Source organism: Delftia sp. UME58 (genome assembly GCF_014170385.1).
Lineage (GTDB): Bacteria > Pseudomonadota > Gammaproteobacteria > Burkholderiales > Burkholderiaceae_C > Comamonas > Comamonas acidovorans.
Genome location: NZ_LZZV01000013.1, coordinates 390011 through 403529 on the forward strand (window position 1 = coordinate 390011; position 13519 = coordinate 403529).

The following is a 13519-nucleotide window of genomic DNA, read 5'->3' on the forward strand; positions in this document are numbered from 1 at the left end:
GCTATTCCTTCAGATCAGCTTGGTATACGGCATCGTCAACTTCCTGGATATAGCCATTTTTTTCATAGAAGCGCGCCGCATGCCCGCCTCTTTGCGTGATGAGGTAGGAGCGAGAGACATCAAGAGAAACAAGCGCCGTATGGAGATACGCTATCAATTCCTTGCCAATGCCCCGACCCTGTTCAGTGGGGCAAACGCACATTTCGCGGAGATAAAAAGCATTTCCTCCTACAAAGGGCTCAGTGGTTCCCAGAACGAATCCTATGGTCTTGCCATCTTTTTCTGCCAAGAAACCAAAAAAACCTTTGCTATCCATTAAGTAGCGCAGACGATTGTCCGCTTCTTCATCAGTCCACGGTTCGCTCCAAGGTGGAGAGGAAAAAACCTGTGTGTATAAAGTCGCGCATTTCTGGATATCTGATTTTTGGATGGGGAGAAACAATTGTTTTATCCTCAAAAAATTTTTCAAAAATTTAGACAATCATTTGGTTCTTCAAAATAATGATTGATCTATTCTGCTGAGATTAGAAGTTGGCGCATGCTCTTCAGTGCCAAGGATTCTTTTCCCTCATGCCAAATCAAATGCGTTCTATTGGATGCCATGTGTGCGGGTAGCTCATGGGCACGCACCATTTGAGCCGCACGCAAACCAGCCAGAACGGATTTCGGAACAATTGCCACGCCAGTACCTGCCGCGACACATGCGACAATCGCTGGATACGATGAGAATTCCAAAACCCCGGAAACACTCACCTCATTTTCACTCTGCCATTGCTCCAGCAGACGACGATATGAGCAGCCGCTTGCAAAAGCAATAAGTGCAAAATTTCCCATACTAGCGAGACTGGATAATGAATTAATATGGGAACCAGTAATGAGCACCAGCGTTTCTTCAAAAACGGGTTCAGCAGCTACACCTGGAGCATGAAAAGGTTCTGAAACAAAGGCGGCTTCGATGTCATGGCGCGCCAGTCTGCTGATCAGCGCACCGGTTGTCCCAGTAACAAGCTCAATCCGCACCGCAGGGTTAGCTTGGTTGTAACGTGACAAAAGCTCTGGCAACCGGCTACCTGCGGTACTTTCCAACGAGCCGATACGCAATGTCCCCAGTAGCTTCCCTGTTCGCAGGGCCGACTCTGCCTCATCAGCTAATCGCAGTAGACGCTCCGCATAGCTGACCAGCAAGCGGCCCTCCTCTGTGGGTACCAGACTACGACCACGACGCACGAACAACTCTAGCCCCATACGGGCTTCAAGTTGCTTGATGCGCGTAGTGATGTTGGACGGCACACGGTGCAGAGCTTGTGCCGCCCGAGCAACGCCACCGTGCGCCACTACAGCTTGAACAATGGACAGATCGTCCAGGTCGAAGTTTCTCATTTAAAGAAAATTAGTTCTCTATAATTCAATTTACGAGAAAATTATAGCGCGCCAGAATGGCGCATGGACAAATTTCACACATCTGCTCCGACAAGCCTTGGCATCGCTCTAAGTGGTCTTGTAGCACTCGCTGTGGCGATGGGAGTCGGCCGTTTTGCGTTCACTCCTCAGTTGCCATTGATGCAAGCAGACCTCGGGCTTTCATTCTCTGGCGGAGGGTGGTTGGCGGTAGCCAACTACTCGGGATACTTCACAGGAGCCGTGCTTGCCGGAACGAGGGGTATATCTGCGCTCGTGTTGATGCGATGTGGCTTATGGGCTGTCGTCGTGAGCACTGCGGCAATGGCTGTTCCCGAGTCTTTCACATGGTGGCTGGGAATGCGGTTCATCGCGGGCATCGCTAGCGCCTGGGTTTTAGTCGGGACGGCAAGTGTCGTGCTGGCCCATCTCGCGGCGTTAGATGCTCGTCGTCTCGACGGTCTTGTGTTTGCTGGCGTCGGAATCGGCATTACCTTGGTCGGGCTGATTTGTCACGTGGGCGCACTGCTGGGGCTGGGAGTCTCGGTACTTTGGCTTGCCCTTTCGGGTCTAGCGCTGATTGGCACGTTGATGACATTCAAGATAGATAGGAAAAACGCCCCCCTCCACTCAGAGGGAGGTACGCGAATGACGCTAGAGGCACCACTGCCACGGGGCGTGTATTCGCTGGTTCTTTGTTATGGCTTGTTCGGCTTCGGTTACATCCTTCCCGCGACGTATTTACCCTCTCAAGCGCGTTCGCTACTCAATGACCCAGTGCTTTTTGGTTGGGTGTGGCCACTATTCGGTATGGCTGCGGCCCTGTCCACATTGTGCGTAGGTTTCCTTGTGCGTTGGCCCCGGAAATATATCTGGGCTGGTGCGCAAGTGGTCATGGCCATTGGGATATTTATGCCCATCGTCGTACCTAGCCTATTCGGGCTCTCGGTAGCTGCGTTTTGCGTGGGCGGAACTTTCATGCTCATAACCTTGATCGGTTTGCAGGAGGCTCGGCAACAGGCAGGTCATAACGCACAGAAGCTATTGGCATCAATGACTGCTGCATTTGCTGTTGGTCAGCTAACAGGCCCGATTGCAGCCAATTTCTTGCTTCGAGTGGGCTGGCCATTCAATTCGGCGCTGTGGTTAGGGATATCAGCATTACTGACAAGCAGCGCATTGCTCGTTCGTTTTAATTCTCGATAGGCTTTCATTTAGGAGAACCCATGAACACAACCATTCAGCAAGGCTTTGGTCAAAAGCGCAGCGAGCGTTTGCCCTTACCGCCGATGGAGTCTATGACGCAGGCTCAACGAGTTGCAGTCGATGCATTGATTGCCGGGCCCCGAAAAGGAGTGAAAGGGCCTTTCATTCCTTTGATGCAAAGCCCGGTATTGCTTGAGCGACTGGCCGGCGTCGGAGAATATCTGCGGTTTGAATCTGTTCTGCCAAAAAATGTCAACGAGTTTGTGACTTTGCTGGTTGCTCGCGAATTAGGTAATCAGTTTGAATGGGCTGTCCATTTTCCTCTGGCGATAGGCGCGGGCGTAGCCGAAACCACACTGGAGGACTTGGCTCAAGCGACCCGTCCTCGCACAATGACAGAGGAGGAGGCCGATGCATGGGCATTCACCACCGAGCTGTTGCATCGGCACGGTGTTAGTGATTCGACCTACGAGGCTGCGAGAGAACGTTGGGGCGAGCGTGGCGTAGTGGAGATATGTGCCTTGATCGGCTATTTCTCATGCGTGTGCTGGATCATGAATGTCGCTCGAACGCCTGCTCCCAAAGGTGAACTGGTATTGACCGGCCTTCCCTCATGAAAGAGCAGGTCGTACGCCCCAGCAAGATGCTGTGCTAAGTGAGGAGAGGGAGTCGATATGGAGTTGCGCCACCTCCGATGCTTTTTAGCAGTGGCTGAAGAACTCCACTTTGCCAGGGCAGCCGAGCGGCTGCACATCGAGCAGTCGCCACTGTCCCGCACCATCAAAGAGCTGGAAGAAGACCTGGGTGAACAGTTGTTCGTCCGCACCAGCCGCAGCACAAAGCTGACACGGGCAGGCAAGCTGTTTCTGGAGCATGTGCCGCGCATCTTCACGGCCTTGCAACAAGCCCGCGACAGCGTGCAGGCAGCGGTCAATGGCTTTCATGGTCAGTTGCGCATTGCCCTGTCCGACGGCATCACGCCGTCGCGTCTGCCGGCCTTGTTGGCGTTGTGCCGGCAGGAGGAGCCCGAAGTAGAGATCCGGCTGTTCGAGGTGCCGCTGTCACAACAGATCAAGGGGCTGCATGATGACCTCTACGACGTGGGTTTCGCGCAGTCCGATGAATTGGGCGATGGCGTCGTGGCTCAAGCAGTCTGGAGTGACCCCCTGATGGTGGCAGTGCCTGCGCGGCATCCACTGCTCAGGCACAAGCGCATACCGCTGGAAGAGTTGCTGCGCCATCCTCTGGTGCTGTGCGATCCACAAGTATGCGAAGGCCATGCGCGCCAAGTCGAGCGCGTGCTGCGCCGCTCGGACATGGAGCCGCTGATTGCTGAGCGCGTGGCGTCCTGCGATTTGATGATGGCGCTGGTGTCGGCCGGCTTTGCGTTGGGCCTGACTGGTGCACCACACATCGCGGCCAGCCGCGAGCCGGGTGTGGTCGCGCGGCCTCTGGCGGGCCGTTCCCCTGTGCTAACGACTTATCTGCTGCATCGAGAAGGTGAGTCTTCGGAAGTGCTGTCTCGATTCATCGAAAGGGTGCAGGCCATCGACTTGCCCGAAGGCGTGAGACCCGCGCGACCACCTGAACCCGATCCCCCGGAGGACATCGAGCCATGAAGCGACTTACCCCTTTGTTGCTGGTTGCAGCACTCACGGCCTGCGGCCCGTCCGAGCCGCCGAAGCAGCAAGCCAATGTGCCGACCGTGGACGAACTGGCCGCTGATCCCGAGCGTTTGAAGGAACTGCGCCGTCAGTGCAAGACCGAGCGGCCGACGATGGGCGACGTGTTGTGTAACCGGGTGGCCGAAGCGACGAACAAGCGCTTCTTCGGCGACGGCAAGGTGCCTTACACGCCATCGGAAACGCCGCCCAAGTTCTGACCGTTGGCGGCTTGCCGCATATCTTCGTTTTCTTTCTCGACACGCCGCAGTGCGCTCGCGCCTGCGGCTTTTTTACTGATTTCGCCCCTGCATGAAACCATGCTTTTTGCATCACCTTGCTGCCGATAACGGTCTTTGACCGGCACTGAACCGGCACCGATCCTGACGCCTGCGGCACGCCTTTGTGCCGCGTTTCCCACGGGGAATCAGCGCAGGAGAAATCGGAGGCCAAGGTATGCAGGCTCAGGGTGTGTTGTTCGGGCAGATCGCCGCCGTCTTTGGCATCGTGATCGCCGGTGTGTGGGGTGCCACGCAATGGACAGCTGCCGCCTTGGGCTACCAGCTACGCCTGGGCTCGCCCTGGTTCGACTTCCACGGTACGCCGGTCTATTACCCATGGAAGCTGTTCGAATGGTGGTTCTTCTTCGACGCCTACGCGCCGCAGGTGTTCGACACCGGCGGCATGATCGCGGCTGGCAGCGGCTTGCTGGCTGTGGTGGTCGCCATCGCCATGTCGGTGTGGCGCTCGCGCCAGGCGCGCAAGGTGACGACTTATGGCTCGGCCCGCTGGGCCGATGCCACCGACATTCGCAAGGCAGGGCTGACGCAGCCTGCTGGCGTCTTTCTCGGCAAGTATCGCAACGAGTATCTGCGCCATGAAGGCCCGGAACACGTCCTGACTTTCGCACCCACCCGCTCGGGCAAGGGTGTCGGCTTGGTCGTCCCGACATTGTTGTCCTGGCCGGCTTCGGCCGTCATCCATGACATCAAGGGCGAGAACTGGCAGATCACCGCAGGCTGGCGCTCGCGCTTCTCGCACTGCCTGCTGTTCAACCCGACCGATGCCAGTTCGGCAGCCTACAACCCGCTACTGGAAGTCCGGCGCGGCGCGCATGAGGTGCGTGATGTACAGAACATCGCGGACATCCTGGTCGATCCAGAAGGCGCGTTGGAGAAGCGCAACCACTGGGAGAAGACCAGTCACGCGCTGCTGGTCGGCGCGATCCTGCATGTGCTCTATGCAGGCGAAGACAAGACGCTGTGTGGAGTCGCCAACTTCCTGTCCGATCCGGCCAGCCCGTTCGAGCTGACCTTGCACCGGATGATGACGACCAAACACCTGGGCGATACCCAGCATCCCGTCGTTGCATCCGCTGCCCGCGAAGTGCTCAACAAGTCGGACAACGAGCGTTCCGGCGTATTGAGCACGGCCATGTCGTTCCTGGGCCTGTACCGTGACCCCACGGTGGCCGAAGTCACGTCGCGCTGCGACTGGCGCATCGCTGACCTGATTGCATCCGAGCATCCCGTCTCGCTGTATCTGGTGGTGCCGCCGTCGGACATTTCGCGCACCAAACCACTGATCCGCCTGATCCTCAACCAGATCGGCCGACGGCTCACCGAATCGCTGGATGGCAGCGACGGCATCGCGCGTCGCCACAAGCTGCTGTTGATGCTCGATGAGTTCCCGGCGCTGGGCCGCCTTGACTTCTTCGAGACAGCGCTGGCCTTCATGGCGGGCTACGGCATCCGCAGCTTCCTCATCGCCCAAAGTCTGAACCAGATTGACAAAGCCTACGGCCAGAACCATTCGATATTGGACAACTGCCATGTGCGTGTGACCTTCGCCACCAACGACGAACGCACGGCCAAACGCATTTCCGAAACACTGGGCACGGCCACTGAATTACGCGCCCAGCGCAACTACGCAGGCCACCGGCTTGCACCGTGGCTGGGGCACCTGATGGTGTCGCGCCAGGAAACCGCACGGCCACTGCTGACGCCGGGCGAAGTGATGCAGCTTCCACCCGATGAAGCGGTCGTGATGGTGTCCAGTGTCGCACCGATTAAGGCGAAGAAGCTGCGCTATTTCGCCGACGCTAATTTCAAGCAACGGGTATTGCCGCCGCCTGCGGTGACGGCTGTTCGCTATGCCGATGTGCCGCCTGCACGACCTGACGATTGGAGCGGCCTGGCGATTCCCGCCGCACCGGCCACGGCATCCGCCGATGACTTGGAGACCCTGGGTTCGACCGATGACGGCGGCCCCCGCCGTCAGCCCGAACTGTCCGAAGCCATCGCCTATGCCCCCGAGATGGATGCCCCGACCAGCGACCTGTCGCTGCTCGATGACGAAGACATGCCCCCGGTGCTTCCCGGCCAGCTCGACCCCGCCCTGCAACGCACGGCGCGACTGGCTTCTCTCGACCCCAACGACGGAATCGACCTATGAGTCAATACCGATTGAACCTGTTCATCCAGCACGAGCACGCCAAGCGCCTCGACGAGCTGGCCGCCAAGAAAGGCGTGTCCAAGTCCAGTATCGTCGCCGCTGCCTTGGCGTCCTGGCTGTCGCCGGATGCCGGCGACCAGCGTGAGGCCGCTATTGCCAAGCGGTTAGATCGCCTGTCGCGGCAAGCTGAGCGGCTGGAGCGTGACCAGAACATCCAGATCGAAACGCTGGCGCTGTTCATCCGCTACTACCTGACCGTCAGTACGCCGGTGCCCGAAGCCCATCAGGATGCGGCTCGTGCTCAGGGTAAGGCGCGCTTCGAGCAGTTCGTCGAACAGTTGGGCCGCCACCTCCTGCGTGGCCGCAGCCTGGTGCGCGACGTGGTGGAAGAACTGCACCCCGACCCCATGCGCATGGATGACGCGGCGGCGATAGCTGCCGCCCATGAACGCACTGCGGAGCGGGCGTCATGAGTGCCGTTCCTCAAATCCCACCCGAACCGCGCTCATCCGCTGCGGCATCCCAGGATCGTCGCATCCAGATGCTGCGCACGGCGATGGGGCCGGTGATCGCTGCTGCGCTGGAAGACCCGGACGTGGTGGAAGTGATGCTCAACCCCGACCGGACATTGTGGGTGGATCGGCTGTCCTCTGGCCGTGCGCCGCTGGGCGTCGAACTGTCCGAGGCCGATGGCGAACGCATCATCCGCCTGGTCGCCGCCCATGTCGGTGCGGAGGTGCATCGCGGCCAACCGCTCTTGACCGCCGAACTGCCAGAAACCGGCGAGCGGTTCGAGGGCATCCTGCCCCCGGCCGCACCCGGCCCGGCCTTCGCGCTGCGCAAGCGCGCCGTGAGCATCATCGGCCTGGATCGCTACATCGCCGACGGCATCCTGACCACCGGGCAGGCAGAGTTCCTGCGCCGCGCGGTGCGCGAGCGCCAGAACATTCTGATCGCCGGAGCGACGAGCAGCGGCAAGACCACACTCGCCAATGCCTTGCTTGCGGAAATCGCCGCCACCGGCGACCGCGTGCTAGTGCTCGAAGACACCATCGAGCTGCAATGCGCAGCCCGTGACCATGTGCCGCTGCGTACCCGTGCGGGCGTGGTGTCAATGCAGGAGTTGGTGCGCGCCACGATGCGGCTACGCCCGGATCGCGTGATCGTCGGCGAAGTGCGTGGCGGCGAAGCGCTGGATCTGGTCAAGGTCTGGGGCACCGGCCACCCCGGTGGCATCGCCACCATCCATGCCGGCTCCGCCTTGGGCGCACTGCTGCGCCTGGAGCAACTGATCCTCGAAGTGGCGGTGAATCCGCCCCGTGCCCTGATCGCCGAGGCGGTCAATGTGGTGATCCACATCGCAGGCCGTGGCCGCAAGCGCCACGTCGAAACCATTTCTCGCGTCGTCGGTTTCGACGGCGCGGGCTACCGACTGGCGGATGCGCTGGAAACGCCGTTTCCCGAGCTGCCGCCGGTTCCTCTTGCAGCCGCTGCCGCTGCGCCTTCCTTGATCCCTGAACAACCTGGAGAACTGCCATGACGCATGTTGATGCTTTCCGTGTTTCCGTAAATCCGCTTTCCCACCTGTCGGGCCTCGCGCGTCTGCGCAGCCTCGCTCGCCTGGCGGGGCAAGGGCTGATGCTGGCCGCGCTGCTGCTGTTCCTGGCCGGCACGGCCCAGGCCGCCGGTTCCTCGATGCCGTGGGAAGGCCCGCTGCAATCCATCCTCGAATCCATCCAGGGGCCGGTGGCCCGCATCGTCGCAGTCATCATCATTATTGCGACGGGTCTGGCGCTGGCCTTCGGCGACACCAGCGGCGGTTTCCGCAAGCTGATCCAGATCGTCTTCGGCCTGTCCATCGCCTTCGCGGCTTCGAGCTTCTTCCTGTCGTTCTTCAGCTTCTCCGGCGGGGCAGTCGTATGAGCACGGCCACCGATCTTCCGGGCTTTGAAGTGCCGCTGCATCGCTCGCTGACCGAGCCGATCCTGCTGGGCGGTGCGCCACGCACCTTGGCGATTGCCAACGGCACGCTGGCCGCCGCCGTCGGGCTGGGCCTGCAACTTTGGATTCCCGGCGTGGTGCTCTGGATCGCCGGTCATTCGCTGGCGGTCTGGGGCGCGCGCGTCGATCCGCAGTTCATGCAGGTCTTTGCCCGGCACATCAAACACAAGCCGCTGCTGGACGCATAGGGAGATGCCGACATGCTGAACTTTGCCGAATACCGCCAGCGGCCCGCGCTGTTGGCCGACTGGTTGCCCTGGGCTGGGCTGATCGCGCCGGGCGTGGTGCTGAACAAGGATGGTTCGTTCCAGCGCACGGCACGTTTTCGTGGGCCGGATCTGGACAGCGCCACGCAAGGCGAGCTGATCGCCACGTCGGCGCGACTCAACAACGCACTGCGTCGCCTGGGATCGGGCTGGGCCTTGTTCATCGAGGCCGAGCGCCGCGCAGCGGCGGGCTATCCACGCTCCGAGTTTCCCGAACCGTTGTCCTGGCTGGTGGAGGAAGAACGCCGCGCAGCCTTCGAGGAGTCCGGCCACCACTACGAGAGCGCCTATCACCTGACGCTCGCGTACCTTCCGCCGGAAGAATCCCGCGCCCGCGCCGCCAAGATGCTCTATGAAAACGCACCGGGCGACGGTGTGGACTGGCAGGGTCGGTTGGAAGCCTTCGTGGCTGAAACGGATCGTGTGTTCGACCTGCTCGACGGTGTGATGCCAGAGATTGCCTGGCTCGATGACAGCCAGACACTGACCTACCTGCATGCCACGGTGTCCACGCGGCGTTATCGCGTCGGCGTGCCCGACGTGCCGTTCCATATCGACGCACTATTGGCCGACTCCGCCTTGGTCGGTGGCCTGGCACCCATGCTGGGCGACCAGCACCTGCGCGTGGTGTCGGTGCGGGGCTTTCCGACCTCGACCTGGCCGGGGATTCTGGACGACCTCAACCGTCTAGGCTTCGGCTATCGCTGGAGCACGCGCTTTCTGTGCATGGACAAGGCCGAGGCGGAAAAAGAACTGGGCCGCCTGCGCCGCCAGTGGTTCGCCAAGCGCAAGAATGTCGTCGCGCTGTTGCGTGAAACCATCTTCCAGCAGGAAAGCCCGCTGGTCGATACCGACGCCAACAACAAGGCCGCCGATGCAGACGCCGCCTTGCAAGAACTGGGCAGCGATCAGGTGGCCTTCGGCTACCTGACGGCTACCGTGGCAGTGCTCGACACCGACCCGGCCGTGGCCGACGAGAAGCTGCGCATGGTGGAGCGCGTCATTCAGGGCCGCGGCTTCGTCACCATCCCCGAAACCCTGAATGCTTTGGATGCCTGGCTGTCGTCCATTCCCGGCAACGCCTATGCGAACGTGCGCCAGCCCATCGTCTCGACGCTGAATCTGGCGCACATGATGCCGGTATCCGCCGTGTGGGCCGGGCCGGAGAAGAACGCACATCTGTATGGCCCACCTCTGATCGTCACCCGCACCGATGGCGCAACGCCGTTCCGGCTGGTGACGCACATCGGCGACGTGGGCCACACGCTGGTCGCCGGGCCAACCGGCATGGGCAAGTCGGTGTTGCTCGCCACGCTGGCGATGCAGTTTCGCCGCTATCCCGGCTCGCGCATCTTCGCCTTCGATATGGGCCGCTCCATGCGCGCCACCATCCTCGGGCTAGGCGGCGAGCATTACGACCTGGGCAATGACGGGGCGATTGCGTTCCAGCCATTGGCCCGCATCGACCAGGAGGGCTACCGCACCTGGGCCGCCGAATGGGTGGAAGGCCGTCTGCTGCACGAAGGCGTGGCCATCGGCCCGGACGAGAAGGCCGCGATCTGGTCGGCCCTGGGCAGCCTCGCCGGTGCGCCGGTAGAGCAGCGCACGCTGACGGGCCTGTCGGTGCTGTTGCAATCGAATGCGCTGCGCCAGGCGCTTGCACCCTATGTGCTGGGCGGTGCACACGGCAAGCTGCTGGACGCCGATGCCGACCGACTGGGTTCCGGCAGCGTGCAGGGCTTCGAGATGGAAGAGCTGATGCACAGCAAGGCGGCGGTGCTGGCCGTGCTGGGCTACCTGTTCGCCCGCTTCGATGAACGCTTCGACGGCGCGCCCACGCTGCTGATCCTCGATGAAGCCTGGCTGTTCCTCGATGACCCGGTGTTCGCGGCCCGCATCCGGCAATGGCTGAAGACACTGCGCAAGAAGAACGTCAGCGTCATCTTCGCCACGCAGTCGCTGGCCGACATCAAGGATTCGAGCATTGCCCCGGCGGTGATCGAAAGCTGCGCCAGTCGGATCTTTCTCCCTAACCCACAGGCGACCGAGCCGCAGATCCGCACGATCTACGAGGACTTCGGGCTGAACTCGCGCCAGATCGAGATCGTGGCGACCGCGCAGCCCAAGCGTGACTACTACTACCAATCGCGCCTGGGCAATCGTCTGTTCGACCTCGACCTGGGGCCAGCCACGTTGGCTTTCGCAGGAGCATCCACCCCACAAGACCAACGCGATATGGATCGCGTGCTGTTGGACGCAGGCACACCGGGCTTCGCCGGTGCCTGGCTGCTCCATCGTGGCCTCGATTGGGCCGCTGATCTGCTGCCGTCTTCACCGGCAGCAGCGTCCTTCCTTGCTTCTCAACGACCGGAGGTTTCACCATGAAGACCCAACCCCGTTTGCTGTCTGTCTCGCTCGCCGCCGTGCTGTCGGCATCGCTGCTGGCCGTTCAGCCCGCATCCGCGTTGACAGTGTTCGACCCGTCGAACTTCGTGCAGAACACGCTGACCGCCGTGCGCACGCTGGAGCAGATCAACAACCAGATCAACCAGCTTCAGAACGAAGCGCAGATGCTGATTAACCAGGCGCGCAATCTGGCGAACCTGGACTTCAACATCGTCAATCGCCTGCGCTCGACGCTGGCGACCACCGAGCGGCTGATCGCCGAGGCTCGCGGCCTAGCCTACGACGTGCAGAGCATGGATGCCACCTTCGCCCGGCTGTACCCGGAGCAGTACGCCGCGACCGTCAGCGGCGACCAGATGCTGCGCGACGCGCAGGAGCGCTGGAAGAACACGCTGAACGGCCTGCACACCGCGATGCGGATGCAGGCGCAGGTGTCGCAGAACCTGGCGCAAGACGAAAGCGCGCTGTCCGACCTGGTCAGCCAGAGTCAGTCCGCCACCGGCGCGCTGCAAGCCATGCAGGCGACCAACCAGCTTCTGGCCTTGCAGGCCAAGCAGTCCATTCAGGCTCAGCAACTCCAGATCACGCAGGAACGCGCCGCCGCGCTGGAACTGGCACGCCAGGCGGCGGCTGTCGAACGTGGTCGTGAAGTGACTCGCCGCTTCTTGGGTGATGGCACGCCGTACACGCCGCAGCGTGTGGATTTCTACGGCAACTGACGGAGCGCCGCCATGAACGACGTGACGGTCATCGACCGCTTCCTCTCTACCTTTTCGCGCTACATCGACTCGGGCTTTGGGCTGCTGCAAGGCGAAGTCGCGTTCCTCACCGCCACGCTGATCGTCATCGACATGACCATCGCCGGGCTGTACTGGGCGATGAGCCATGCCACCGGCCAGGGCGATGACGTGATCGCCAAGCTGCTGCGCAAAGTGCTGTACGTCGGCGCCTTCGCCTACATCATCAATAACTTCAACTGGCTGGCCAGCATCGTCTTCCGCTCATTCGCGGGCCTGGGCCTGACGGCCAGCGGCTCGACGATGAGCATGGGCGAGTTCCTGCAACCGGGTCGCCTGGCTAAGACCGGCATCGACGCGGCGGCACCGATCCTTGAGCAGATCAGCGATATGGCGGGTTTCCCCGAAGTGTTCGTGAATCTGACGCCCATCGTGGTCATGTTCCTGGCCTGGGCGGTGGTGATCCTGTGTTTCTTTGTGCTGTCGATCCAGCTTTTCATCACGCTGATCGAGTTCAAGCTGACCACGCTCGCGGGCTTCGTGCTGGTGCCGTTCGCGCTGTGGAACAAGACCAGCTTTCTTGCCGAAAAGGTGCTGGGCAACGTGGTGTCCTCGGGCATCAAGGTGTTGGTGCTGGCCGTCATCGTCGGCATCGGCTCGGGTCTGTTCGCCGAGTTCCAGGTACATCCGGCCGAGCCGTCCATCGACCATGCGGTGGTCATCATGCTGGCCTCGCTCACGCTGCTGGCGTTGGGGATTTTCGGGCCGGGCATTGCCACGGGCCTGGTATCCGGCGCACCGCAGTTGGGTGCCGGTGCCATGGCCGGTGCTGCGATTGGTGCCGCAGGCGCGGCGGTTGCCGTAGGTGCCGCAGCTACCGGCGTGAGCGGTGCTGTGATGGCCGGGGCACGCATGGCACCGGCTGCCGCCAAGCTCGCCGGGGCTGGCGCGCGGGCCGCGACTTCGGCGGCTGGCAGCGCGAAGTCGGCATTTCAGGCCGGTTCTGCCGCTGCGGGCGGCGGAGCCAAAGGCGCGATGGCAGGGCTGGGCAGTGTCGCCAAGGACGGCGCACAAGCGGCAGGCCAACGCGCCGGTGCAGGCATCAAAGCGGCGGCAGCCAAGGCGGCCGCGCCATTCAAAGCAGGCTGGCAAGGCTCCGGCACCGATGGTGTTTCAGGCGGTGGCGCTGCAAGTTCCGGGCAGGCCACCACAGGCGATGCCGCTGGCGACACGGCCAACGCACAGAAGCAGGAACAACCCAGTTGGGCCAAGCGCCTGCAACGCCGCCAACGACTCACCCAGGCCACCACCACGGCCGCGCACACGCTGCGCGGTGGCGACGGCGGCGGTTCGGGCCAAGGCCCGAGCTTGCGGGATTCCGATAGCTGAC

14 protein-coding genes are annotated in these 13519 nt (G+C 61.7%); 12 read left to right on the forward strand and 2 right to left on the reverse strand.

Features of this window, described 5'->3' with window-relative positions:
• Nucleotide 1: 1 nt before the first annotated feature.
• Nucleotides 2-442, reverse strand: a complete 441-nt coding sequence (locus tag A9976_RS05265; protein WP_183018111.1) for a GNAT family N-acetyltransferase — start codon at nt 440-442, stop codon at nt 2-4.
• A 68-nt stretch (nt 443-510) separates the two neighbouring features.
• Nucleotides 511-1380: a LysR family transcriptional regulator gene (locus A9976_RS05270; protein ID WP_183018112.1), complete on the reverse strand. Its 870-nt coding sequence runs from the start codon at nt 1378-1380 to the stop codon at nt 511-513.
• 63 nt (nt 1381-1443) lie between these two features.
• Between A9976_RS05270 and A9976_RS05275 the strand changes: the two genes are divergently transcribed.
• The 12 genes from A9976_RS05275 to trbL all read left to right on the forward strand — a co-directional run bounded on the left by A9976_RS05275 (nt 1444) and on the right by trbL (nt 13518).
• On the forward strand, nt 1444-2604 hold the full coding sequence (locus tag A9976_RS05275; RefSeq protein WP_183018113.1) for a YbfB/YjiJ family MFS transporter: 1161 nt from the start codon (nt 1444-1446) through the stop codon (nt 2602-2604).
• A 20-nt stretch (nt 2605-2624) separates the two neighbouring features.
• Complete coding sequence (locus tag A9976_RS05280; protein WP_183018114.1) at nt 2625-3221, forward strand: carboxymuconolactone decarboxylase family protein; 597 nt, start codon at nt 2625-2627, stop codon at nt 3219-3221.
• Between the two features lie 57 nt (nt 3222-3278).
• Entirely contained in the window at nt 3279-4223 is a 945-nt protein-coding gene (locus tag A9976_RS05285; RefSeq protein ID WP_183018115.1) for a LysR family transcriptional regulator, read from the forward strand.
• Entirely contained in the window at nt 4220-4486 is a 267-nt protein-coding gene (locus A9976_RS05290) for an EexN family lipoprotein (protein WP_068639534.1), read from the forward strand. The genes A9976_RS05285 and A9976_RS05290 overlap by 4 nt, the downstream gene beginning before the upstream one ends.
• A gap of 235 nt (nt 4487-4721) precedes the next feature.
• Nucleotides 4722-6719, forward strand: a complete 1998-nt coding sequence (locus A9976_RS05295; protein WP_068639533.1) for a conjugal transfer protein TraG — start codon at nt 4722-4724, stop codon at nt 6717-6719.
• Nucleotides 6716-7192 carry a ribbon-helix-helix protein, CopG family gene (locus A9976_RS05300; RefSeq protein WP_183018116.1) on the forward strand — a complete coding sequence of 159 codons (477 nt, stop codon included), beginning with the start codon at nt 6716-6718 and terminating at the stop codon, nt 7190-7192. The genes A9976_RS05295 and A9976_RS05300 overlap by 4 nt, the downstream gene beginning before the upstream one ends.
• Nucleotides 7189-8259, forward strand: a complete 1071-nt coding sequence (trbB, locus tag A9976_RS05305) for a P-type conjugative transfer ATPase TrbB (protein ID WP_183018117.1) — start codon at nt 7189-7191, stop codon at nt 8257-8259. Before A9976_RS05300 ends, trbB begins: the two co-directional genes overlap by 4 nt.
• Nucleotides 8256-8642 (forward strand): TrbC/VirB2 family protein, encoded by a 387-nt coding sequence (locus A9976_RS05310; protein ID WP_183018118.1) that lies wholly within the window; start codon nt 8256-8258, stop codon nt 8640-8642. Before trbB ends, A9976_RS05310 begins: the two co-directional genes overlap by 4 nt.
• A complete protein-coding gene (locus A9976_RS05315) occupies nt 8639-8908 on the forward strand; it encodes a VirB3 family type IV secretion system protein (protein WP_183018119.1) in 270 nt (89 codons plus the stop codon). Before A9976_RS05310 ends, A9976_RS05315 begins: the two co-directional genes overlap by 4 nt.
• A 12-nt stretch (nt 8909-8920) precedes the next feature.
• Nucleotides 8921-11371 (forward strand): conjugal transfer protein TrbE, encoded by a 2451-nt coding sequence (trbE, locus tag A9976_RS05320; protein WP_183018120.1) that lies wholly within the window; start codon nt 8921-8923, stop codon nt 11369-11371.
• Nucleotides 11368-12111: a P-type conjugative transfer protein TrbJ gene (trbJ, locus tag A9976_RS05325; RefSeq protein WP_183018121.1), complete on the forward strand. Its 744-nt coding sequence runs from the start codon at nt 11368-11370 to the stop codon at nt 12109-12111. Before trbE ends, trbJ begins: the two co-directional genes overlap by 4 nt.
• Nucleotides 12112-12123: 12 nt before the next feature.
• Nucleotides 12124-13518 carry a P-type conjugative transfer protein TrbL gene (gene trbL, locus A9976_RS05330; protein ID WP_183018122.1) on the forward strand — a complete coding sequence of 465 codons (1395 nt, stop codon included), beginning with the start codon at nt 12124-12126 and terminating at the stop codon, nt 13516-13518.
• Nucleotide 13519: the final 1 nt, after the last annotated feature.